We start from the raw sequence: 22,761 nt of genomic DNA, 5'->3' as shown, positions 1-22,761 counted from the left end.
ATGGTCAGCAGAATCGTGGTTCCGGCCCGCGTGCGGAGACTGTCCGCGGCCGGTGAGGAGTTCACCGGCCCGGACAAACTCGCGGGTGAGGAGCCGCTGGAGATCCGGCTCAACGGTGAGCAGTTCACCGTGACCATGCGGACCCCCGGTCATGACTTCGAACTGGTTCCCGGTTACCTGCTGAGCGAGGCCGTGGTCCGACACATGGAGCACATTGCGGGCATGGATTACAGCTCCGGAGTGGACCAGGACGGGCACCGAACCTACAACGTGATCGACGTGCGGCTCGCGCCGGGCGCACCGGGACCCACGAGGACCGCGGCGCGCAACGTGTACACCTCGTCCTCATGCGGGGTGTGTGGGACGTCGTCGATGGAGGAGATCGTCAAACCCAGTTCCTACCCCGTGCCTCCGGTGCGCCCGGTCATGGGTGCGCGACGACTCGTGGAGTTGCCCGATGAACTGCGCACCCACCAGCGCGTCTTCGAGGCCACCGGGGGAGTGCACGCCGCGGGATTGTTTGTGGCGTCCTCGCCCGAGCCTCTCGTGGTCCGTGAGGACGTGGGCCGGCACAACGCGGTGGACAAGGTGATCGGGTGGGCCATGCACCATGACCGGCTACCGCTCAACGACTGCGTACTGCAGGTCTCGGCCCGCGCATCCTTCGAACTGGTCAGCAAGGCCGCGATGGCCGGGATCCCGGTGCTGTCCGCGGTCAGTGCGCCCTCGGCGCTCGCGGTGAAACACGGCAGGGAACACGGCGTGACCGTGGTGGGCTTCAACCGCCGGGGCACCTGCAACGTCTACACAAACCCGGAGCGGATCACGCAATAACACCGCCCCGCGCCACCGGGCGGCCGGATCCGCGGGAGCGGGGGCCGTGTTTCCGATTTGGTGCCGCCGGAATCGGTCGGGTACATTGATGTGTACCTAAGACCGCCGGTCATCACGCGTGCGCAAGCATTCGGGATCGAAGAGTTCTCCGGAAACGGAGAACGGCCAGCGCAGGTGAACCAGCACGAATCTTTTCAACAGCGTCTCGCGGTGCACACCGTGTGCGATGTGTATCAGGTCGAGCCCCGGGCATCTGCGCGGGGCTTTTTTGTGTTCCGAAGCGGATCACGAGAATCCGGCATACACAAGCAAGGAAGGAGCACCATGGCGAATCCTGAAAAGGCTGCCGCGGTTGCGGAGTTGAGGCAATTCTTCTCCAACTCGCACGCTGCCGTCCTGACGGAGTACCGCGGGCTCACCGTGGCTCAGCTGAAGACGCTGCGCCGCACGCTCGGTGAGAACGCTGAATACGCCGTGGTGAAGAACACGCTGACCGCAATTGCGGCCAAGGAAGTCGGCATTGACGCGTTCGAGGGCCAGCTCAACGGCCCCTCGGCCATCGCGTTCATCTCGGGTGACCCCGTCGAAGCTGCCAAGAGCTTGCGTGACTTCGCCAAGGACAACCCGGAGCTGATCGTCAAGGGCGGTTACCTTGACGGCGTCGCAATGGACGAAGCGGAGATCAAGAAGCTCGCGGACCTCGAGTCCCGCGAGGTTCTGTTGGCCAAGGTTGCAGGCGCTGCCAAGGCGTCCCTGTCCAAGGCTGCCGCGCTGTTCCAGGCCCCGCTGTCCAAGACCGTGCGCACCGCAGAAGCACTGCGCGCCAAGGTCGAGGAACAGGGCGAGAACGCCGCCTGATCCCGCACGGGATCCCCTGGGTTTCGGGTTCCGGTTCCGGCCGGACAAACCCGTGTTCTATCACCACGCAAAACCTCGCCGGTACCCGCGGGTACTGACAATCACGTAAAAGAAGGAGCCAACACCATGGCTAAGCTGACCACCGAAGAATTGATCGAGGCTTTCAAGGAGCTCTCCCTCATCGAGCTGTCCGAGTTCGTCAAGGCCTTCGAAGAGACCTTCGACGTTACCGCTGCCGCCCCCGTGGCCGTGGCCGGTGGCGCTGCCGCAGCCGGCGGCGAAGCCGCTGCTGAGGAAGAGCAGACCGAGTTCGACGTCGTCCTGGAAGCCGCAGGCGAGAAGAAGATCCAGGTCATCAAGGAAGTTCGTGCCCTGACCTCCCTCGGCCTGAAGGAAGCCAAGGACCTCGTGGACGGCGCTCCCAAGCCCGTCCTGGAAGGTGCCACCAAGGAAGCCGCGGACAAGGCCAAGGAATCCCTCGAGGCTGCCGGCGCTACCGTCACCCTCAAGTAAGTCCCCGCGCTTCGCGCGCAGATCGTCCCGCGTAGCGTGACCCGTCAGGGCCGCGCCCGGTGACATCACGTGACAAGGCCCCGCATCATTTTTCGGTGCGGGGCCTTGTGCTGCCCGGGGTTGTGCGAAACTAGGAGTGACCATCTTGGCCGTCACAGTGCGGCGGGAGAGCATGGCGGGTGCGCTCGCACCGCGTCATCGCCGAAGGAGCAAACCCTCCCCGGGAATCTCTCAGGCACCCGTACCGCCGCACCAGGCCACTCTGAAGAGCTCGCCCGCCACAGTTGCGCGGGCGGACACCGACGGGGCAGGCGGGTACGCACGGCTCATGGTGCGCGCCGGCGAAATCTCTCAGGTTGACGTACAGAGCGGGGAGGAACTCACCGGGACTTAGCACGCCCTCAAGTAACCCAGGAGACCCTCACATGTCTTTCCTGCCCCGTCACATCGGCCCCGACGCCGAAGACGTCACCACCATGCTCCGCGCCGTGGGCGTGGACAGTCTCGATCAACTCATTGATCGCGCCGTCCCCGAGAGCATCCGATTCCGCGACACCCTGGACCTGCCCGAGCCCCTCAACGAGACCGAGGCGCTGGCGGCCATGCGAAAGATCGCCGCCCAGAACACCGTGATGCGCCAAATGATCGGCCAGGGATACTTCGACACGGTCACTCCCGCCCCGATTCGACGCAACATCCTGGAGAACCCGGGGTTCTACACCTCGTACACCCCGTACCAGCCGGAGATCTCCCAGGGCCGCCTGGAGCTGCTGCTGACCTTCCAGAACGCCGTGATCGACCTGACCGGCATGGATGTCGCCAATGCGTCCCTGCTGGACGAGTCCTCCGCCGTGGCCGAGGCCGTCCTGATGATGCGCCGCGCCAACCGCAAGTCCCGCAGCTCCCGCGTGATCGTCGACAGCCGTTCGTTGCCGCAGACCCTGGCCATCCTCACCGGTCGGGCTCGCGCCGCCGGCATCGAGCTGGTCATCACGGATCTCGGCGCCGACGACGCCGCGGCCACCCTGGCCTCGAACGAGGACTTCTTCGGTGTGGTCGTCGCGCAGATCGGAGCCGACGGCGACGTCATCGATCCCACGTCCGTGATTGACGCCGCCCACGAAGCCGGCGCACTCGCAACCGTGAGCACCGATCTCCTGGCCCTGACCACGCTGGTGAGCCCCGGTTCCGTCGGCGCGGATATCGCGGTGGGTTCGGCCCAGCGCTTCGGGGTGCCGTTGTTCTACGGTGGACCGCACGCGGCGTTCATGGCCACCCGCACGGGTGTGGAACGTTCCATGCCCGGTCGCATCGTGGGCGTGTCCACGGATTCCTCCGGCGCCCCGGCCTACCGGCTGGCGTTGCAGACCCGCGAACAACACATCCGCCGCGAGAAGGCGACCTCGAACATCTGCACCGCTCAGGCGTTGTTGGCCATCGTGGCCGCCGCGTACGCGGTGTACCACGGCCCCGCCAAGCTGCGGGAGTTGGCCCAACGACTGCACGGACTGGCCACCGGCTTCGCGCAAGGGCTGCGCGAGCGCGGTATCCCCGTGGCCCACGAGCGGTTCTTCGACACCGTGACGTTCGCCGCGGCGGGCCGGGCTGACGACATTCTTGCCGCCGCGGCCCAGCGCGGCATCAACCTGCGCCGTGTCGACGCGGACACCGTGGGCGTGAGTTTCGGCGAGTCCCACACCGACCAGGACGTGCAGGACGTGCTGGACGCCGTCAGCGAGGCGTGCGCCACCGGCGAGAACGTGGAGCCCAGCTCGAACGAGCTGGCGGGAATCCCCGAGCAGTGGCACCGCACGGACGAGTACATGACCCACCCCGTCTTCCACACCCATCGTTCCGAGACGTCCTTGATGCGTTGGCTGCGCCAGCTCTCCGACAAGGATCTGGCGCTGGATCGCACCATGATTCCGCTGGGCTCGTGCACCATGAAGCTCAACGCCGCCGCGGAGATGGAGCCCATTTCCTGGCCCGAGTTCGCCAACATCCACCCGCTGGCCCCGCAGGACCAGGCGAAGGGCTGGCACGAGTTGATCGAGCAGCTCGAGACCTGGCTGGCGGAGATCACCGGCTATGCCGCGGTGTCCGTTCAGCCCAACGCGGGCTCGCAGGGTGAGCTGGCGGGTTTGTTGGCCATTCGCCGGTACCAGGTCGACCGCGGGGAATCCCAGCGTAAGACCATCCTGATTCCGGCCTCGGCGCACGGAACCAATGCGGCGTCGGCGGTCCTGGCGGACCTGAAGGTCGTGGTGGTCGCCACGGCGGCGGACGGCCTGATCGACCACGAGGACCTCAAGGCCAAGATCGAGTCCGTGGGTGATGAACTCGCGGGCATCATGGTCACCTACCCCTCGACCCACGGCGTGTACGACACGGACATTTCCATGGTGTGCGAGGCAATTCACGACGCCGGTGGCCAGGTGTACGTGGACGGCGCCAACCTCAATGCGCTGATGGGTCTGGCACGCCCGGGCCGGTTCGGCGGGGACGTGTCGCACCTGAACCTGCACAAGACGTTCTGCATCCCGCACGGCGGCGGTGGCCCGGGCGTGGGTCCCGTGGCCGTGGCCGAACACCTGGTGCCCTACTTGCCGGGCAACGCCGTGGAGGCCAAGCTCGACGAGCGCGGCGCGGGCTTCCCGGTGTCGCAGGCTCCCTTCGGCTCCGCTGGGGTCCTGCCCATCACCTGGATGTACATTGCCATGACCGGTGCCGAGGGCCTCACCGAGTCCACCCGCACGGCGGTTTTGAGCGCCAACTACATTTCCAAGGCGCTCTCCGACGTGTTCCCCACGCTGTACTCCGGCGACGGGGGACTGGTGGCCCACGAGTGCATCCTGGACCTGCGTCCCATGACCAAGGCGTCCGGAGTCACCGCGGAGGACGTGTGCAAGCGACTGGTCGACTTCGGCTTCCACGCCCCCACCTTGGCGTTCCCCGTGGCGGGCACCCTCATGGTGGAGCCCACCGAGTCCGAGTCCTTGGAGGAACTGGACCGCTTCATCGAGGCCATGCGCACCATTCACGCCGAAATGCAGGAGATCTCAGACGGCCAGATCGCGCTCGCCGATTCCGTGATCCGCAACGCCCCGCACACCGCCCGGGTGCTCACCGCGGATGAATGGGACCGTTCGTACCCGCGCTCGCAGGCCGCGTACCCCGTGCCGTCGTTGAGGCGGACCAAGTACTGGGCGCCCGTGGGCCGCGTGGACAACGCGGCCGGTGACCGCAACCTGGTGTGTTCGTGCCCGCCGATCGAGGCGTTCGACGCCGCTTATGCCGCTGCGGCGGGGGAGGAGAACTGATGAGCGAGAAGAAAACGGCCCTGTACGCCGCCCACGAGGAACTGGGGGCCCGGTTCACCGATTTCGGTGGTTGGTCCATGCCGGTGCGCTATGCCAGCGACACCGCCGAGCACCATGCCGTGCGGCGCGGTGCCGGAATTTTCGACCTCTCGCACATGGGTGAGGTCGAGGTCTCGGGTCCACAGGCGGGTGCCTTCCTGGACTTCGCTCTGGTGGGCGTGCTGTCCGCGGTCTCCGTGGGTCGCGCCAAGTACTCGGTGATTGTGGATTCCGAGGGCCGTGTGCTGGACGACCTGATCACCTACCGGCTCGGGGATGACCGCTTCCTGGTGGTGCCCAACGCGGGCAATCAAGAAGTCGTCGTGCGCGAGCTCACCGCTCGGGCCGAGGGTTTCGACGTCGCCGTGACCGACCGGGGGGCCGAGACGTCCCTGATCGCCGTTCAGGGGCCCCGAGCGCTCGAGGTGCTCAAGGCCACGGACCTGGACCCCAGCGACGTCGTCGAAAACCTCAAGTACTACGCCGCCGCGCCGGGGCGTTGCGCGGGCGTTGACGTGTTGATCGCGCGTACCGGTTACACCGGTGAGGACGGATTCGAGCTGTACTGCGGCAATCAGGACGCCCCGCACCTGTGGGCCGCGCTGCTGGCAACGGCGCAGGAGCTGTCCACCGAGGACGCGCCGGTGTCCGCGGCGGGACTGGCCGCGCGTGACTCACTTCGTCTGGAGGCGGGCATGCCGTTGTACGGGCACGAGCTCTCCACCGAGATCACCCCGGCCGAGGCCGGCCTGGGCAAGCTCGTGGAGGTCGCCCTGCGCAAGAAGGGCGAGGCGGGAACGGACACCGTGGGCCGTGAGGCGCTCACGACCCTGACCGAATCCGACCCGCAGCGCACCCTGGTGGGCCTGGAAGGCGTGGGTCGCAAGCCGATCCGGGCCGACTACACCGTGATCTCGGGGGGCGAGACGGTGGGCGTGGTGACCAGCGGTCTTCCCTCGCCCACGCTCGGTAAGCCCATTGCCATGGCGCTGGTGGCCACCGCCGCGCTGTCCCGGATCGCGCACGGCGATGTGAGCGTTCAGGACGCCCGCGGCCGTGCGATCGAGGTCAAGCAGACGGAGCTGCCGTTCTACAAGCGCGGCTGATCGGCACCTCAGGTACACCATTCAGCAACGGCTGACACGACCACGGGTCGGATACCTCGTTCGAGGTGTCCGACCCGTGGTGTCTTTCGGAGTACGCGTCCCAGGCACGTGATCGGCCGGCAGAACGCGGGAACGTCCGGGTTCGGCTACTCAGTCCCGGTCCTTACGGTCCATGAACGCTCGCACCTTGGCCAGCTTGTGAGAACCGTCGCAGTGCGGGGCTATGCTGGTCATCCCGCAGCGGCACAGGGCAATCACCGCGCGTTCGGGAGGCAGCGGTTCGGCGCCGGGCTCTGATACCAGCAGGAAATCTCCGCGAACCAGCAGTGGACCCCTGGGGCACACGGTGATGACCGTGGGGTCCTCTGCGGAGGCCGGCACCCGCGGGGCGGGTGCGTCGGGAAGTTCGATCTCTTCCTGTTCGACCGCATCGTCGGAGGATGCCGCGTTCTCGGAGAAGTCAGCGCTCATGCACGGGGTTCCGCGGTGCGCAGTGAGGACCGGCCCGAGGACCACGCATCACGCATGTGATCGCCCGCGCGTCCGTCCACGTAGAGGCACGCGGCCGCTCCGAAGAAGATGTCCTCGGTCAGTTGGGGTTCGTCATCGACGAGGTTTCCCACGAGATCTCGCGCGGCCAACTGTTCATGCACGGCGTCGGCCTCGACGTGCTCATCGAAGTACCAGGTGACGTCCTGACCGTAACCGTTCTTGCGGAACGCGTTGCCGTAGTGCTTGTTGGGGATGGTCGAGGTCATCTCGAAGGCCGCCAGGTGGCCCACGTTGGCACCGCGCAAGCGGCGGTGCAGACCGAACATGCTGATGAGGTTGGTCGATGCCAGGGTGCTGGCCGGCACCAGATCCAGATAGGCATCGGGGGTGTCGTCCAGGCCGAAGTTGCGCATGGTGCGAGCAAAGATTTCGGAATGCACCTTGTCCGGGTGGCCGCCACCGTATTCGTCGGCCTGGATCTCGACCATGGCTGCCTTGGCGCGTCCCTGGAGCTTGGGAATGGACCACGTGTGCGGATCCGCTTCGCGCAGCGTGTAGATGGATCGCTGAATGAGGAACTCACGCAGTAGCTCCTCGGTGGCGTTCTTGGCCAGCCACATGGCGGTGCCCGGCTTGGCCGCGGGCTGGGTCATCTCGAAGAGAGCCTCCGCGGCGTGCTTGCCGTCGCGGGGCAACGGCGAGGGCAGAACCACGTGCGCGCGCACGTGCGCTTCGAAGCGTTCCTCGACGAGGGACCGTAACCGGATCAGCTCCGGGTCCCATTCCCACTCGCCACGCACGAAATCGACGGGACCGTAGTGCAACAGGTACAGCAGGAACAGGGTGAGCTGTAGGTCCTCATCACCCAGGATGTCGTGGCACTCGTCCACGGCCTGTTCGACTGCGGCACTCAGTCCGAGCTTCGCATCGGGGGATTGCTGCCCCTCGGTCAATACGGCGATCAGCGCCGAGCTAACGGGCCCTCGGGCGGTGGGAGCCTCGGTTCTTACCGTCAATGTGGTCACCGGTCTCAACTTTCTGTCACTCACAGCGTCCCATGCATTTACATGGACCCAACAGTGTGGTCCACCATGCGTGACACCGCAGATGACGGACCGTAATCTATTATAAGGCGGCTTAGCTTGGGTCGGGTCGTCCACCGACAGTATGTGGTCCGAACCTTGCTCCGGGCGGGTCTGCCCGTTCACGGGTTACGGGCCGGGAGGGAAAAATCATGTTCTTGAAAAATGTGGCCCCCGGGATCCATCTGATCCAGAGCCATAACGTCAATTGCTACTTGCTCGAGGATGACCAGGGACTCACCCTGGTGGACGCGGGTCTCCCGAGGGTCTGGACCGAACTGGGGCACGCGATCCGCGAACTCGGGCGAGCACCCGCAGACCTCAAGGCGCTGGTGCTGACCCACGCGCACTTCGACCACGTGGGAGTGGCCGCGAAACTCGTTGAGCAACTCGGTATTCCGGTGTATGCCCACCACGAAGAAGTGACCCTGGCCGCCCACCCCTACCGTTACGCGCATGAGAATCCGGTCGCCGCATACCCGGTGCAGCATCCCCGGGCCATCCCGGTGCTGCTGTCCATGGTGCTCGGTGGTGCCGCAGCGGTGAAGGGGGTGACGGTCTCCCGACGACTCGAGGCGGGGCAGGAGGTTCCGGTTCCGGGCCGCCCCAGGGTGGTCCTCTCGGCCGGCCACACATACGGACACTGTGCCCTGCACCTGCCCCAATCCGACGCCCTGATCACCGGGGATGCACTCGTCACGCTCGATCCGTACACCGGTCTCACCGGACCGCGGATCGTCGCGAAGGCGGCCACCGCGGACAGTGCCATGGCCATTGAGTCCCTCCACGCCTTGGCGCAGACCGGCGCCACCGTGGTGCTTCCGGGGCACGGGGATCCGTGGCTGCACGGGGTGGGTCGGGCGGCCGACGAGGCGCGCCGCACGGGTGCTGCTTAGCGAGCCCGTGGCTCGGTGGCGGGGCATCTTACGACGAGTTGTCCAGTCCGTCCACTAATGGTGTGGACAACGACCCGAAAAAACCCTAAGCTAGTAGCTTGCGTTGTCCCTTATACATGCGTGCCTTCATATAGCGGTGGGCGCCACCGGGGCGGGTTGCGCGCACAGCCGACACCAGCCCCCAATTCTCATCTCGGGAACCTCGCGAATTCACTGCATGTCTGTGGAAGGATCACATCTTGGTCGCCTCGAGCACCGATTCGAACGTCACCGCCAATCACCCCACGAGCGATAATATTCCTCGTCGTATTTCTTTCGCAAAGATCCATGAGCCGCTGGACGTCCCCAACCTGCTGGCACTCCAGACGGACAGCTTCGACCGTCTGGTGGGCAACGAGCGTTGGCAGGCCCGCCTTGCGCAGGCCCAAGAGACCGGCGAGACCGGGGTGGCCACCACGTCCGGGCTGTCGGACATCTTCGAGGAAATCTCTCCCATTGAGGATTTCCAGGGGACCATGTCCCTGTCGTTCTCCGAACCGGAGTTCTACGACCCCAAATACACCATGGATGAGTGCAAGGACCGCGACGCCACTTACTCGGCGCCGTTGTACGTCAAGGCCGAGTTCATGAACAACACCACCGGCGAGATCAAGCAGCAGACCGTGTTCATGGGCGACTTCCCGCTCATGACCGAAAAGGGAACCTTTGTCATCAATGGTTCCGAGCGCGTGGTCGTCTCGCAGCTGGTGCGTTCCCCCGGTGCCTACTTCGAGAAGGGTCAGGACCGCACGTCGGACAAGGACATCTTCTCCGCGAAGATCATTCCGTCCCGCGGTGCCTGGTTCGAGCTCGAGATCGACAAGCGCGATCAGGTGGGCGTCCGTCTGGACCGTAAGCGTAAGCAGTCCGTGACCGTGCTGCTCAAGGCTCTCGGCTGGACCGAGTCCAAGATTCTTGAAGAGTTCGGCGAGTACGACTCGATCCGCGCCACCCTCGAGAAGGACACCACCGAGACCCGCGAAGAAGCCTTGCTGGACATTTACCGCAAGCTGCGTCCGGGAGAGCCGCCCACGGTTGATGCTGCCCAGTCCCTGCTGGACAACATGTACTTCAACCCCAAGCGTTACGACCTGGCCAAGGTGGGTCGCTACAAGATCAACCGCAAGCTGGGTCTGGACAAGGCCTTCACCGACGCGGACGCTTCCGTGCTGTCCGTGGACGACATCGTGGCCATGATCCGTTACCTGGTCACCCTGCACGCCGGTGGTTCCACCATGCAGGGCGTGCGTGACGGTGAACCCCGCGAGATCCACGTTGACGTCGACGACATCGACCACTTCGGTAACCGCCGTATCCGCGCGGTGGGCGAGCTGATCGAGAACCAGATCCGCACCGGTCTGTCCCGGATGGAGCGTGTGGTCCGTGAGCGGATGACCACCCAGGACGTCGAGGCCATCACGCCGCAGACCCTGATCAACATCCGCCCCGTGGTCGCCGCGATCAAGGAGTTCTTCGGAACGTCCCAGCTGTCGCAGTTCATGGACCAGAACAACCCGCTGGCCGGTTTGACGCACAAGCGCCGTCTCTCCGCGCTGGGCCCGGGTGGTCTGTCCCGTGACCGCGCCGGCATGGAAGTCCGTGACGTGCACCCCTCGCACTACGGCCGCATGTGCCCGATTGAAACCCCTGAGGGTTCCAACATCGGCCTGATCGGTTCGTTGGCGACCTACGCGCGCATCAACCCCTTCGGTTTCATCGAGACCCCGTACCGCAAGGTCGTCAACGGAGTCGTCACCGACGAGGTCAGCTACCTCACCGCGGACGACGAGCGCGGTGTAACCATTGCGCAGGCCAACGCCCCGTTGACCGAAGACGGCCACTTCGCCGAGGACGCCGTTCTGGCGCGTGCCGCCGACGGTTCCGGTGAAGCCGTGCTGGTGGAACCCTCCGACGTCGAGTTCATGGACGTGTCCCCGCGCCAGATGGTGTCGGTGGCCACCGCCCTGATCCCGTACCTCGAGCACGACGACGCCAACCGCGCGTTGATGGGTGCCAACATGCAGCGTCAGGCTGTGCCGCTGCTGGTCTCGGAAGCACCGCTGGTCGGTACCGGCATGGAGCGCTACGCCGCTATGGACGCCGGTGATTCCGTGTTGGCGATCAAGCCCGGTGTGGTCGAGGAGGTCTCCGCCGATCAGGTGAAGGTCCTCAACGACGACGGCACCACCAAGCTCTACCCGATCAACAAGTTCGTTCGTTCGAACCCGGGTAACACCTACAATCAGCGCGTGATCGTCTCCGAGGGTGAGCGCATCGAAGACCGCACGGTCATCGCAGACGGCCCGTCGACCGATCAGGGTGAGCTGGCGCTGGGTAAGAACCTGCTGGTTGCCTACATGTCCTGGGAAGGCCTCAACTACGAGGACGCGATCATCCTTTCCCAGCGGATGGTTTCCGAGGACGTCCTGACCTCGATCCACATCGAGGAGCACGAGATCGACGCCCGCGACACCAAGCTCGGTGCCGAGGAAATCACCCGTGACATCCCCAACGTGTCCGAGGAAGTGCTCTCCGCTCTGGACGAGCGCGGCATCATCTACATCGGTGCCGAGGTTCAGGCCGGTGACATCCTGGTGGGCAAGGTGACCCCCAAGGGTGAGACCGAATTGACCCCCGAGGAGCGCTTGCTGCGTGCCATTTTCGGTGAGAAGTCCCGCGAAGTGCGTGACACCTCCCTGAAGGTGCCCCACGGCGAGTCCGGTACGGTGATCGGCGTGCGCGTGTTCGACCGCGACGACGAGGACGACGACCTGCCCGCCGGCGTGAACCAGGTGGTTCGCGTGTACGTTGCGCAGAAGCGCAAGATCACCGACGGTGACAAGCTCGCGGGCCGGCACGGTAACAAGGGCGTGATTTCCAAGATCCTGCCCATGGAGGACATGCCGTTCCTCGCGGACGGTACCCCCGTGGACGTGATCCTGAACCCGCTGGGTGTGCCCGGCCGGATGAACTTGGGTCAGGTGCTCGAGGTTCACACCGGTTGGCTCGCCAAGCAGGGTTGGAACATCGAGGGCAACCCCGAGTGGTTGGACCGCCTGTCCAACTTCCCGAGGAGCTCCGGCCCCACCAACGTGGCCACCCCGGTGTTCGACGGCGCTCGTGAGGACGAGATCTTCGACCTGCTGGACCACACGAACCCCACCCGTGACGGCGATCGTCTGATCGACCGCAGCGGTAAGGCCCTGTTGTTCGACGGTCGTTCGGGTCAGCCGTTCCCGGACCCCGTGTCCGTTGGTTACCAGTACATCTTGAAGCTCCACCACTTGGTGGATGACAAGATTCACGCCCGTTCCACCGGCCCGTACTCCATGATCACCCAGCAGCCGTTGGGCGGTAAGGCCCAGTTCGGTGGTCAGCGTTTCGGTGAGATGGAGGTGTGGGCGCTGGAAGCGTACGGCGCCGCATACACCCTTCAGGAACTGCTCACCGTGAAGTCCGATGACGTCCACGGTCGCGTGAAGGTGTACGAAGCCATCGTCAAGGGCGAGAACATCCCGGAGCCGGGTGTACCCGAATCCTTCAAGGTGCTCATCAAGGAAATGCAGTCCCTGTGCCTGAACGTCGAGGTTCTCTCGGCGGACGGTAACGCGGTGGAGATGCGTGACTCCGAAGATGACAGCTTCCGTGCAGCCGACGAGCTCGGCATTGACCTCTCGCACTCCGAGCCCAGCTCGGTCGAAGAGGTCTGATTCCCAACTCGTAACCGGTAAGCACGAACCACTTCAGGATTTTTAGAAAGAGGGACAGGACCTTATGTCCAACGATTCTTCACTAGGCCTCATGCGTATTGGCCTGGCCACTGCGGACCAGATTCGTAGCTGGTCGTACGGCGAGGTCAAGAAGCCCGAAACCATCAACTACCGCACGCTCAAGCCCGAGAAGGACGGCTTGTTCTGCGAAAAGATCTTCGGCCCCACTCGGGACTGGGAGTGCTACTGCGGTAAGTACAAGCGTGTGCGCTACAAGGGCATCATTTGTGAGCGCTGCGGTGTCGAGGTGACTCGCGCCAAGGTGCGTCGTGAGCGGATGGGGCACATTGAACTGGCCGCCTCCGTGACTCACATTTGGTACTTCAAGGGCGTTCCGTCACGCCTGGGCTACCTGCTGGACCTGGCGCCCAAGGACCTCGAGAAGGTCATTTACTTCGCCGCGTACATGATCACGTCCGTGGACGAGCAGGCTCGTCACGACGACCTGCCCAACCTGCAGGCCGCGATCGACCGTGAGAAGAAGCAATTGGAGGACACCCGCGACGCGGATATCGCTGCGATCGCTCGTGACCTCGAGAACGAGCTGGCGCGCGTGGAGGAAGAAGGCGGCAAGGCCGCTGAGAAGCGCAAGCTGCGTGACTCCGCGGATCGCCAGATGGCCAACGTGCGTAAGCGCGCCGATCGCGAAATCGATCACATCGACAAGGTGTGGGACCGTTTCAAGAACCTCAAGGTCAACGACCTCGAGGGTGACGAGGCCCTGTACCGCCAGATGGTGGACCGCTACGGCATGTACTTCGAGGGCTCCATGGGCGCCGAAGCGATCAAGAAGCGCTTGGAGACCTTCGACCTGCAGGCCGAGTCCGAGTCGCTCAAGGAAACCATTGCCACGGGCAAGGGCCAGCGTAAGACCCGCGCCCTGAAGCGCCTCAAGGTCGTCAACGCGTTCCTGACCACGGACAACTCGCCGCTGGGTATGGTTCTGGATGCCGTCCCGGTGATCCCGCCGGAGCTGCGCCCCATGGTCCAGCTCGACGGTGGCCGTTTCGCCACCTCGGACCTCAACGACCTGTACCGTCGCGTGATCAACCGCAACAACCGCTTGAAGCGTCTGCTGGATCTGGGTGCTCCCGAGATCATCGTGAACAACGAGAAGCGCATGCTCCAGGAAGCTGTTGACTCCCTGTTCGACAACGGCCGCCGCGGCCGCCCGGTCACCGGGCCCGGTAACCGCGCACTCAAGTCGCTGTCCGACATGCTCAAGGGTAAGCAGGGTCGTTTCCGTCAGAACCTGCTGGGTAAGCGCGTGGACTACTCGGGCCGTTCGGTCATCGTGGTGGGCCCGCAGTTGAAGCTGCACCAGTGCGGCCTGCCCAAGCAGATGGCTCTGGAACTGTTCAAGCCCTTTGTGATGAAGCGTCTGGTGGATCTCAACCACGCTCAGAACATCAAGTCCGCCAAGCGCATGGTGGAGCGTTACCGCCCGCAGGTGTGGGATGTCCTCGAAGAGGTCATCACCGAGCACCCGGTTCTGTTGAACCGTGCTCCCACCCTGCACCGTCTGGGTATCCAGGCGTTCGAGCCGCAGCTGGTCGAAGGTAAGGCCATTCAGCTGCACCCGCTCGTGTGTGGTGCGTTCAACGCCGACTTCGACGGTGACCAGATGGCAGTGCACCTGCCGCTGTCCCCGGAGGCCCAGGCCGAGGCCCGCGTCCTGATGTTGTCCTCGAACAACATCTTGAAGCCCTCGGACGGTAAGCCGATTGCCCTGCCTTCGCAGGACATGATCATCGGTCTGTACCACTTGACCACCGTTCGTGACGGCTCTGCCGGTGAGGGCAACAGCTACTCGTCCGTGGCCGAGGCCATCATGGCTCACGACTCCGGCGAGCTGCACCTGAACTCCAAGTGCAAGATCGAGCTGGACGACTTCGTGCCGTACGCCGGCTGGGAGGCTCCCGAAGGTTGGGAACCCGGCCAGTCCGCCATCGTGGAAACCACCCTGGGTCGCGTGCTCTTCAACGAGACGCTGCCCGAGGACTACCCGTGGGACGAGAACGTCGCCGACAAGAAGCACTTGTCGTCGTTGGTGAACGATCTGGCAGAGCGTTACCCGATGACCCAGGTGGCACACACCCTGGATCTGCTCAAGGACGCCGGTTTCCACTGGGCATCCCGCTCGGGTGTCACCGTGGCCATCTCGGATATCGCGACTCCGCCGGAGAAGCCCGCCATCATGGAGGGTTACGAGGCGCAGGCCGCGAAGATCCAGGGCCAGTACGACAAGGGCCTGATCGACGACGACGAGCGCCGTTCCGAATTGATCGACATCTGGTCCAAGGCAACCGACGAGGTCGCCGAGGCCATGCGTAAGAACCTGACCGCGAGCAACACCATTAACCGCATGGTGTCCTCCGGTGCGCGTGGTAACTGGATGCAGGTTCGTCAGATCGCGGGTATCCGTGGCCTGGTGGCCAACCCCAAGGGCGAGATCATGCCCCGCCCGATCAAGTCCTCCTACCGCGAGGGCCTGTCGGTGCTGGAGTACTTCATCGCCACCCACGGTGCTCGTAAGGGCCTGGCCGATACCGCATTGCGTACCGCCAACTCGGGTTACCTGACCCGCCGTCTGGTGGACGTCTCCCAGGACGTCATTGTTCGCGAGGCCGACTGCCAGACCCGTCGCGGTCTGGTGCTGCCCGTGTCGGATGTCGATGAGTCCGGCGTGCGTTCGTTGCACGAGGATGTCGAGAACACCGTGCACGGACGTGTGCTCGCCACCGACGTGGTCGATGCGAACGGCGAGATCGTGGCCGATGCAGGGCAGGACATGTCCGACGCCCTGATCAACAAGCTGTTCACCGCCGGGATCGACGAGGTTCGTGTGCGCTCCGTGCTCACGTGTGAATCCGCCGTGGGTGTGTGTGCCGCTTGCTACGGTCGCTCCCTGGCCACCAACCAGTTGGTGGACATCGGAGAGGCCGTGGGCATCGTGGCTGCGCAGTCCATCGGTGAGCCCGGTACTCAGCTGACCATGCGTACCTTCCACACCGGCGGTGTTGCGTCCTCGGACGGTGACATCACCCAGGGTCTGCCTCGTATTCAGGAGCTCTTCGAGGCGCGTACCCCCAAGGGTGTCGCCCCGATCTCCGAGGTGGCGGGCCGCGTGCGCATCGAGGACACCGACAAGTCCCTCAAGATCGTCATTGTCCCGGACAACGGCGACGAGGAATTTGCCTACCCGGTGCTGCGCCGCGCCAAGCTGCTCGTGCACGATGGCGATTCAGTGGTGGTCGGTCAGCAGCTCGTGACCGGTGCGGTCGATCCCAAGGAGGTGCTGCGTATTCGCGGTCCCCGTGAGGCTCAGAAGCACCTGGTGGACGAGGTTCAGCGCGTGTACCGCTCCCAGGGTGTGGGCATCCACGACAAGCACGTGGAGGTCATCGTCCGCCAGATGCTGCGTCGCGTGACCATCATCGAGTCCGGCGACACCGCGTTGCTGCCGGGTGAATTGGTGGACAGTGTGCGCTTCCTCGAGGCCAACCGCGGTGCGGTGTCCGAGGGTAAGCGTCCCGCTGCGGGCCGTCCGGAGCTGATGGGTATCACCAAGGCTTCGCTGGCAACCGACTCGTGGCTGTCCGCCGCGTCCTTCCAGGAAACCACCCGCGTCCTGACGCAGGCGGCCATGGAAGGTAAGTCGGATCCGCTGCTGGGTCTGAAGGAGAACGTGATCATCGGTAAGCTCATCCCGGCCGGCACCGGCCTGGCACGTTACAACAACGTGGACGTCGAACCCACCGAGGAGGCCAAGGCTTCCATGTTCACCGATCCTTCCGCGTTCGCTGACTTCAGCTACGCCGAGGAGAACTCGGGTGCGTTGGGTTCGGAGTTCCAGGCCATCCCGTTGGATGACTACGACTTCGGCACCAACTGATCGTTTGCTTCGGTAGCTGAGCTGCCGTAGCCGTCCGACCGAAGGCCGGCCCCCACACGTGTGGGGGCCGGCCTTCGGCGTTCCCCGGGAGACTACGCTGAGAACAATGCATGCCGGTGGTCGTATCGATGGCTGTGGCAGGGGAGGAGGCTGAGGTGGCAAATTCGACGTCGGGGGATTCGGTCCTCGCCCGCGTGGAACGGATCCTGGCCGCGTTCGGTTCCGACACCCCGGTGCTCCAGCTCAGGGACATTGCCCGTTCCGCCCGACTCCCCACGTCCACCGCGCATCGGTTGGTGGCCGACATGAAACAGATCGGGTGGATCGAGCCCACCGGCGGCCAGGGCTACCGGGTGGGAACCCGATTGTGGGAATTGGCCTCAAGGGCCGCACTGGCGGAAGATCTAGCGTCCGTGGCCATTCCGTTCATGTCGGACGTGCACGCGGTGCTGCGTCAGCACGTACACGTGGGCGTGGTGGAAGGCGACGATGTCCTGTTCGCCGAACGCATCCTCGGCAAGAAATCGGATGTGCCGCTGCGCTCCAACGTGGCCGGTCGATTACCCCTCCACCAGTCAGCGGCGGGACTGGTTCTACTGTCCCAGTACCCCGAATCATTTGTCAGAGAGTATTGCGAAAGAGTGCGGGACAGCAGCTTCCCCGAGGGGATCCCCGCCGAGCGCCTGATGAGCGACCTGCGGCGTTTCGCCCAGCGCGGTTATGCCCTGCAACGTGGTCGAATCGATGAGGGTACCGGCGGTATTTCGGTTCCGGTTCGGGTCCCGCAGGCTCACCGCCCGGTGGCCCTGGGCGTGGTCATGGCGCTGGAGGACATGGCTGCCGCAGAGGTGCCCGGCATTGTACAAACCCTACGGGTTGCCTCGCATGGAATCTCTCGCGCCCTGGGTGCCCTCTAACAACGTCAATCAGTTGTTTCGATGTCCCGGCGCTGAAGGAGGTCTTCGGTGGTCATACTTCCGCAGGTTTCCATTGAACGGAACAACTGTGATGCGGGCCATGGTCGCCCAGCATAATGTGAGTCACACGTGCGCAAGGAGGACACATGGTCAAAGAGCGAACAATTGTGGAGACCCAGGTGGGGATCGTGGGTGCAGGCCCCGCCGGACTGATGCTCTCCCACCTGCTGTACAAGGCGGGTATCGACAACGTTGTGGTGGAGGCCCGCTCCCACAACGAGATCGCCAACACCCACCGCGCCGGCATTCTTGAGGCCGGCACCGTCAGGATGTTGGCGGAATCCGGAGTGGACGGTCGGGTACTGACCGAAGGTCACGAGCACGAAGGCACTACCTTGCGTTTCGAAGGTGTCAGCCATCGCATCGATTTCCAGAAACTCGTGGGCGAGTCCGTGTGGCTCTACCCGCAGAACGAGGTGTTCGTCGATCTTGCCGCGGCGCGAAAGCGCGACGGCGGCGACGTCCGTTACGAGGTCACCGACACCCAGATCAGCGACCTCACCTCAGAGCAGCCCAAGATCCTGAGCACTACGGCCGAGGGCGAAGCGCTCGAGATCCGCTGCGGCATCCTGGTCGGCGCGGATGGCTCCAAGGGCATTTCCAAACGTCAGATCCCGGCGGAGGTTCGCACGGACAACTTCATCGAGTACCCGTTCGCGTGGTTCGGCATCCTGTGCGAGGCCCCGGCCTCCGCGCCCGAGTTGATTTACGCGAACTCGGAGCACGGTTTTGCCCTGATCTCCCAGCGCAGTGACACGGTCCAGCGCATGTATTTCCAGTGCGACCCCAATGAAAATGTGGCGGACTGGGACGATGAGCGCATCTGGGCGGAGTTGCAACGTCGCATCGACGGTCCGGACGGTCTGCAGTTGCAGCGCGGCAAGATTTTCGACAAGACCGTCCTGCCGTTCCGTTCCTATGTTTGTGAACCGCTGCGTTACGGGAACATGTTCCTGGTCGGGGACGCCGGCCACACGGTTCCGCCCACCGGTGCCAAGGGCCTCAACCTGGCGTTCTGCGATGTCCGCGTGTTGGCCCCGGCCATCATCGACTTCTTCGACAAGGGTGATGACAGCGGTCTGGCGGAGTATTCGGCCAAGGCCCTGGAACGCATTTGGAAGGCTCAGAACTTCTCGTACTGGGCCACCAACCTCATGCACATCCAACCCGGCGAGAACCCGTTCAACCAGAAGCGTCGCCGCGGCGAGTTCGCGTCCATCACCGGATCCGACCGCGGTTCCGCCTACTTCGCCGAGTGCTACACCGGTTGGCCGGATCAATGAGCCACGCACTACCCACCGCAGCTCTGTCCTCTAAGGAGATGAATCATGGCAGCTGAGAATCCAGAAGACACCTTCGAACCACTCACGGCCAAGGGCGCCGACGACGCCGCTGACAGCCAGGACCAGCTCGACAACGAGATGGCCGAGATCACCAAGCAGTACGAAGAATCCGGTCGCACGGAAACCCAGCCACGGCTGGACTACGCGCCTTACCGCAGCTCGATCCTGCGCCACCCGACCAAGGACCTGCGCCACACGGATCCGGAGACCATAGAGCTCTACGCTCCGGCCTTCGGCGAGCGTGATGTGCACAAGCTCGAGTCGGACTTGACCATTCAGGACGGCGGCGAACCGATCGGTGAGCGCATCCGTATCAACGGTCGAGTGCTGGACGGTGCCGGCCGCCCCGTGCGCAATCAGCTCGTGGAGATCTGGCAGGCCAACGCGGCCGGTCGTTACATCCACAAGCGCGATCAGCACCCCGCACCCATCGACCCGAATTTCACGGGCGTGGGCCGTTGCCTCACCGGTGACGACGGGTCCTATTCGTTCGTGACGATCAAGCCCGGACCGTATCCGTGGAAGAACCACCAGAACGCATGGCGTCCGGCGCACGTGCATTTCTCGCTGTTCGGTACGGACTTCACCCAGCGCATGATCACCCAGATGTACTTCCCGGGCGATCCACTGTTCGCGTTGGATCCCATTTATCAGTCGATCGTGGACACCGAGGCCCGTGATCGCCTCGTGGCCGACTACGACCACAACGTGTCCGAGCACGAGTGGCTGCTGGGCTACAAGTGGGACATCGTGTTGAGCGGTTCCAACCGGACCTGGACGGAGGACGACAGCAATGTCTGAGAACACCCAACGCCTGGTACCCACCCCGGGCCAAACCATTGGCCCGTTCTACGGGTACGCACTGCCGTACGAGAACGGTGAGAATCTGGTGGACCGATCCCGTCCCGGTGCCGTGCGCCTGCACGGCACCGTCTACGACGGCCACGGCGTTCCCGTGCCGGATTCCATGCTCGAGATCTGGCAGGCGGACGAGGACGGCAACGTCTCCCAGGAGACCGGCTCGCTGGTCCGGGACGGTTACACGTTCACCGGTTTTGGTCGCGTGGCCGTGGACAACGAGGGCCACTACACCTTCACCACGGTCAACCCCGGCCCCACCGAGGCCGGCAAGGCACCGTTCATCTGCCTGACCGTGTTCGCCCGCGGCCTGCTCAATCGGCTGTTCACGCGCATTTACCTGCCCGAGGACACCGAGGCGCTCGCCAAAGACCCGCTGCTGTCGGGCCTGTCGGACAGCGAGCGCGCCACCCTGGTGGCCACCCGCGAAGCGGACGGCTCGTTGCGTTTCGACGTGCACCTGCAGGGTGACGGCGAGACCTTGTTCCTGGCCTACCCGGGGCTTGAATGATCATCACGGGTCTTCTCACACCGGGAAGCCACCGGGCAGCCGAGCTGCTCGACGACCGTGCCGTGGCCCGCGCGATCCTCCTCACGGAGGCCGCGTGGGTCACGGCCCAGTCGCGTCTGGGGCTGGTTCCGGAACGCATCGCTGAGATTGCTCGTGACGCCGTGGACCATGTCGACGTGGCTGAGGCTGCGTTGAACCGGTTGGCGGTTGCTTCCGAGGGCGGCGGAAATCCGGTGATTCCCTTGCTTGCCGACTACCGCGCGGCGGTCACCGAAATACACGGATCTCCGGTCGGCGCGGTGCACGCATCGCTCACGAGTCAGGACGTCATGGACACCGCGCTCGCGCTGGTGCTGAAGGCCGCCCGGGACAGCCTGGTGTCGGATCTGACCCGCACGGGTGACGCCCTCGCGGAGCTGGTGCGGACGCACGCGGACACCGTGATGGTCGGGCGCACCCTCACCCAGCACGCGCTGCCCATGTCCTTCGGCCTCAAGGCGGCGTCGTGGCTTGCGGGGGTCGACGACGCCGCGCGCGACGTCCTCGATCGCGCCCACCTTCCCGTGTCCTACGGGGGAGCCGCCGGAACCTTGGCGGCGGGCATGGCCCTGTGCGATCAGGGGGGAAGCGCCGAGCAGACCGCTGACAGGCTTTTCACCCTCATCGGGTACTGGGCCGAGGAACTCGCACTGGCGGTACCGGATCAGGTGTGGCACACCGATCGCGTTCCGGTCCTGCGAGTTGCCGGAGTGCTCGCTGAAACGACCGCGGCCCTGGGCCGTATGGCCAACGACGTCCTGTTGCTGTCCCGGCCCGAGGTGGGCGAAGTGCGCGAACCCACCGCCGAGGGTCGCGGGGTCTCGTCCGCGATGCCACAAAAACAGAATCCCGTGTTGAGCGTGTTGCTCAAGCGCACGGCGTTGGCCGCGCCCCACCTTCTGAGCCAGGTCCACTCCGGAGCTGCGGCGGCCGTGGACGAGCGCCCGGACGGCGGGTGGCATGCGGAATGGCCCGCACTGCGCGACCTCGCGGTAGCGGCCACCGCGGCGGCGTCGCACGCTGCGGAACTCACCGAAGGTCTGACGGTGAACTCGCAACGCATGGCGGAGAACCTGCGCCAGGCAGGCACCGGGGTGATGGCCGAACGTCTCGGTGCCGCTCTGACGCCGGTGCTGGCCGGATCCGACGGGTCCACAGCCAAACAGCGGGTGCAGGCCGCCGTGCGCGAGCATCCCCTCGACGCCGAGGCGCTCGCGGATCACCTCACCGACCTGATCGAGGGCGAGGACTCCCCGTCGTTGCCGGACGGTGTGAACCCGCGGGAACGGGCCAGCGTGGGCGCGTGGCTACGGCAACTGCTGGATCCCCGCGGCTACCTGGGAGCCACACCGCACCTGTGCGCCAGAGCCGTGGAAAACCACCGAGAAAGGTTGATTTCATGAGCGTGCCCGAACTTGGACTCGTGGAGCTCTCGAACCCGGAACAACTTGCCGATAACGCATCCCTGGTGGTGCTGGGTCCCGGCATCGGCACGTCAGTGACCCATCTCTACGGCCGTCTGGCGGCGCAGTTATCCGGGAACACGCACGTGGTCGGCTGGGACCTGCCGGGCCACGGTGTGAGTGGACCAACGCATGACTTCACGGTGGCGGAACTCGCTCAGGGTGTTCTGAATGCGGTTGCCGGACAGCTCTTCTCCGAGCCCTTCCACTACGTGGGCACATCCATTGGCGGCGCCGTGGGGCAGCAACTGCTTGCGGATCACCCGGACCGGCTGGCCTCTCTGACACTGATTGCCACGACCGACTATTTCCCGGACCCGCACGGCTGGCACGAGCGCGCGGAGCTCGTGGACCGGGCAGGAACGCCCACGCAGGTGATCAACTCCGCCAAGTTGTGGTTCGCCCCGGACTTCCTGGCACACCACGCGGAGGTCGGCACCGCCCTGCTGCACGATCTCCAGAACGCGGATCGGGGCAGCTACGCGGCCGCGTGCCGCTCGCTGGCCGGCTTCGACCTGCGTGAAACCCAGCCCGCAACAAAGGTGCCCGTTCTGGCGCTGTCCGGACCGAGCGACGTCGTTACCGGGCCCGAGACCGTGCAGGCACTGGCCGACAAGTTGGGCGCCCGCCACGAAACGATAGCGGGTACGTCTCATCTGTTGGCCGCGGAGGCACCGGAAGCCACCGCCGAACACATCACCCGATTCATCTCGGCCCACCGCTGAG

The 22,761-nt window shown here is 64.8% G+C and carries 16 protein-coding genes and 1 riboswitch; of the genes, 14 read left to right on the top strand and 2 right to left on the bottom strand.

The features are described from left to right. The 5 genes from fdhD (at position 1) to gcvT (ending at position 6,670) form a co-directional block, all read left to right on the top strand. Positions 1 to 834, top strand: a complete 834-nt coding sequence (gene fdhD, locus Q4E95_RS00230) for a formate dehydrogenase accessory sulfurtransferase FdhD (protein WP_303381414.1) — start codon at positions 1 to 3, stop codon at positions 832 to 834. 324 nt (positions 835 to 1,158) lie between these two features. Next, positions 1,159 to 1,692 (top strand): 50S ribosomal protein L10, encoded by a 534-nt coding sequence (gene rplJ, locus Q4E95_RS00225; protein WP_303381413.1) that lies wholly within the window; start codon positions 1,159 to 1,161, stop codon positions 1,690 to 1,692. 126 nt (positions 1,693 to 1,818) lie between these two features. Beyond that, positions 1,819 to 2,205 carry a 50S ribosomal protein L7/L12 gene (rplL, locus tag Q4E95_RS00220; RefSeq protein WP_303381412.1) on the top strand — a complete coding sequence of 129 codons (387 nt, stop codon included), beginning with the start codon at positions 1,819 to 1,821 and terminating at the stop codon, positions 2,203 to 2,205. Between the two features lie 153 nt (positions 2,206 to 2,358). Further along, a riboswitch (glycine riboswitch) is annotated at positions 2,359 to 2,462 on the top strand. 168 nt (positions 2,463 to 2,630) lie between these two features. Continuing rightward, positions 2,631 to 5,525: an aminomethyl-transferring glycine dehydrogenase gene (gcvP, locus tag Q4E95_RS00215; protein WP_303381411.1), complete on the top strand. Its 2,895-nt coding sequence runs from the start codon at positions 2,631 to 2,633 to the stop codon at positions 5,523 to 5,525. After that, positions 5,525 to 6,670 (top strand): glycine cleavage system aminomethyltransferase GcvT, encoded by a 1,146-nt coding sequence (gene gcvT, locus Q4E95_RS00210; RefSeq protein ID WP_303381410.1) that lies wholly within the window; start codon positions 5,525 to 5,527, stop codon positions 6,668 to 6,670. Before gcvP ends, gcvT begins: the two co-directional genes overlap by 1 nt. Before the next feature lie 150 nt (positions 6,671 to 6,820). Here gcvT and Q4E95_RS00205 read toward each other — a convergent pair whose 3' ends face one another. Together Q4E95_RS00205 and Q4E95_RS00200 are read right to left on the bottom strand one after the other, a co-directional pair. Then, positions 6,821 to 7,141 carry a CDGSH iron-sulfur domain-containing protein gene (locus Q4E95_RS00205; protein ID WP_303381409.1) on the bottom strand — a complete coding sequence of 107 codons (321 nt, stop codon included), beginning with the start codon at positions 7,139 to 7,141 and terminating at the stop codon, positions 6,821 to 6,823. Continuing rightward, on the bottom strand, positions 7,138 to 8,187 hold the full coding sequence (locus tag Q4E95_RS00200; RefSeq protein WP_303381408.1) for an iron-containing redox enzyme family protein: 1,050 nt from the start codon (positions 8,185 to 8,187) through the stop codon (positions 7,138 to 7,140). The genes Q4E95_RS00205 and Q4E95_RS00200 overlap by 4 nt, the downstream gene beginning before the upstream one ends. A gap of 209 nt (positions 8,188 to 8,396) precedes the next feature. Here Q4E95_RS00200 and Q4E95_RS00195 point away from each other — a divergent pair, with 209 nt between their 5' ends. From Q4E95_RS00195 to Q4E95_RS00155, 9 genes are all read left to right on the top strand, one after another. Further along, complete coding sequence (locus Q4E95_RS00195) at positions 8,397 to 9,140, top strand: MBL fold metallo-hydrolase (RefSeq protein ID WP_303381407.1); 744 nt, start codon at positions 8,397 to 8,399, stop codon at positions 9,138 to 9,140. Between the two features lie 239 nt (positions 9,141 to 9,379). Continuing rightward, positions 9,380 to 12,889, top strand: a complete 3,510-nt coding sequence (gene rpoB / locus Q4E95_RS00190) for a DNA-directed RNA polymerase subunit beta (protein WP_303381406.1) — start codon at positions 9,380 to 9,382, stop codon at positions 12,887 to 12,889. A 64-nt stretch (positions 12,890 to 12,953) separates the two neighbouring features. Then, complete coding sequence (locus Q4E95_RS00185; protein WP_303381405.1) at positions 12,954 to 16,844, top strand: DNA-directed RNA polymerase subunit beta'; 3,891 nt, start codon at positions 12,954 to 12,956, stop codon at positions 16,842 to 16,844. A 155-nt stretch (positions 16,845 to 16,999) separates the two neighbouring features. Further along, positions 17,000 to 17,761: an IclR family transcriptional regulator gene (locus tag Q4E95_RS00180; protein WP_303381404.1), complete on the top strand. Its 762-nt coding sequence runs from the start codon at positions 17,000 to 17,002 to the stop codon at positions 17,759 to 17,761. A gap of 146 nt (positions 17,762 to 17,907) precedes the next feature. After that, positions 17,908 to 19,104 carry a 4-hydroxybenzoate 3-monooxygenase gene (locus Q4E95_RS00175; RefSeq protein ID WP_303381403.1) on the top strand — a complete coding sequence of 399 codons (1,197 nt, stop codon included), beginning with the start codon at positions 17,908 to 17,910 and terminating at the stop codon, positions 19,102 to 19,104. 45 nt (positions 19,105 to 19,149) lie between these two features. Beyond that, positions 19,150 to 19,965 carry a protocatechuate 3,4-dioxygenase subunit beta gene (gene pcaH / locus Q4E95_RS00170; RefSeq protein ID WP_303381402.1) on the top strand — a complete coding sequence of 272 codons (816 nt, stop codon included), beginning with the start codon at positions 19,150 to 19,152 and terminating at the stop codon, positions 19,963 to 19,965. Further along, a complete protein-coding gene (pcaG, locus tag Q4E95_RS00165) occupies positions 19,958 to 20,533 on the top strand; it encodes a protocatechuate 3,4-dioxygenase subunit alpha (RefSeq protein WP_303381401.1) in 576 nt (191 codons plus the stop codon). Before pcaH ends, pcaG begins: the two co-directional genes overlap by 8 nt. After that, complete coding sequence (locus Q4E95_RS00160) at positions 20,530 to 21,975, top strand: lyase family protein (protein ID WP_303381400.1); 1,446 nt, start codon at positions 20,530 to 20,532, stop codon at positions 21,973 to 21,975. The genes pcaG and Q4E95_RS00160 overlap by 4 nt, the downstream gene beginning before the upstream one ends. Next, positions 21,972 to 22,760 (top strand): alpha/beta fold hydrolase, encoded by a 789-nt coding sequence (locus tag Q4E95_RS00155; RefSeq protein WP_303381399.1) that lies wholly within the window; start codon positions 21,972 to 21,974, stop codon positions 22,758 to 22,760. The genes Q4E95_RS00160 and Q4E95_RS00155 overlap by 4 nt, the downstream gene beginning before the upstream one ends. Position 22,761 lies beyond the last annotated feature (1 nt).

The sequence above is a fragment of the Kocuria sp. genome, assembly GCF_030536815.1.
Taxonomy (GTDB): Bacteria; Actinomycetota; Actinomycetes; order Actinomycetales; family Micrococcaceae; genus Kocuria; species Kocuria gwangalliensis.
This window is presented reverse-complemented; position numbering and strand designations above follow the sequence as displayed.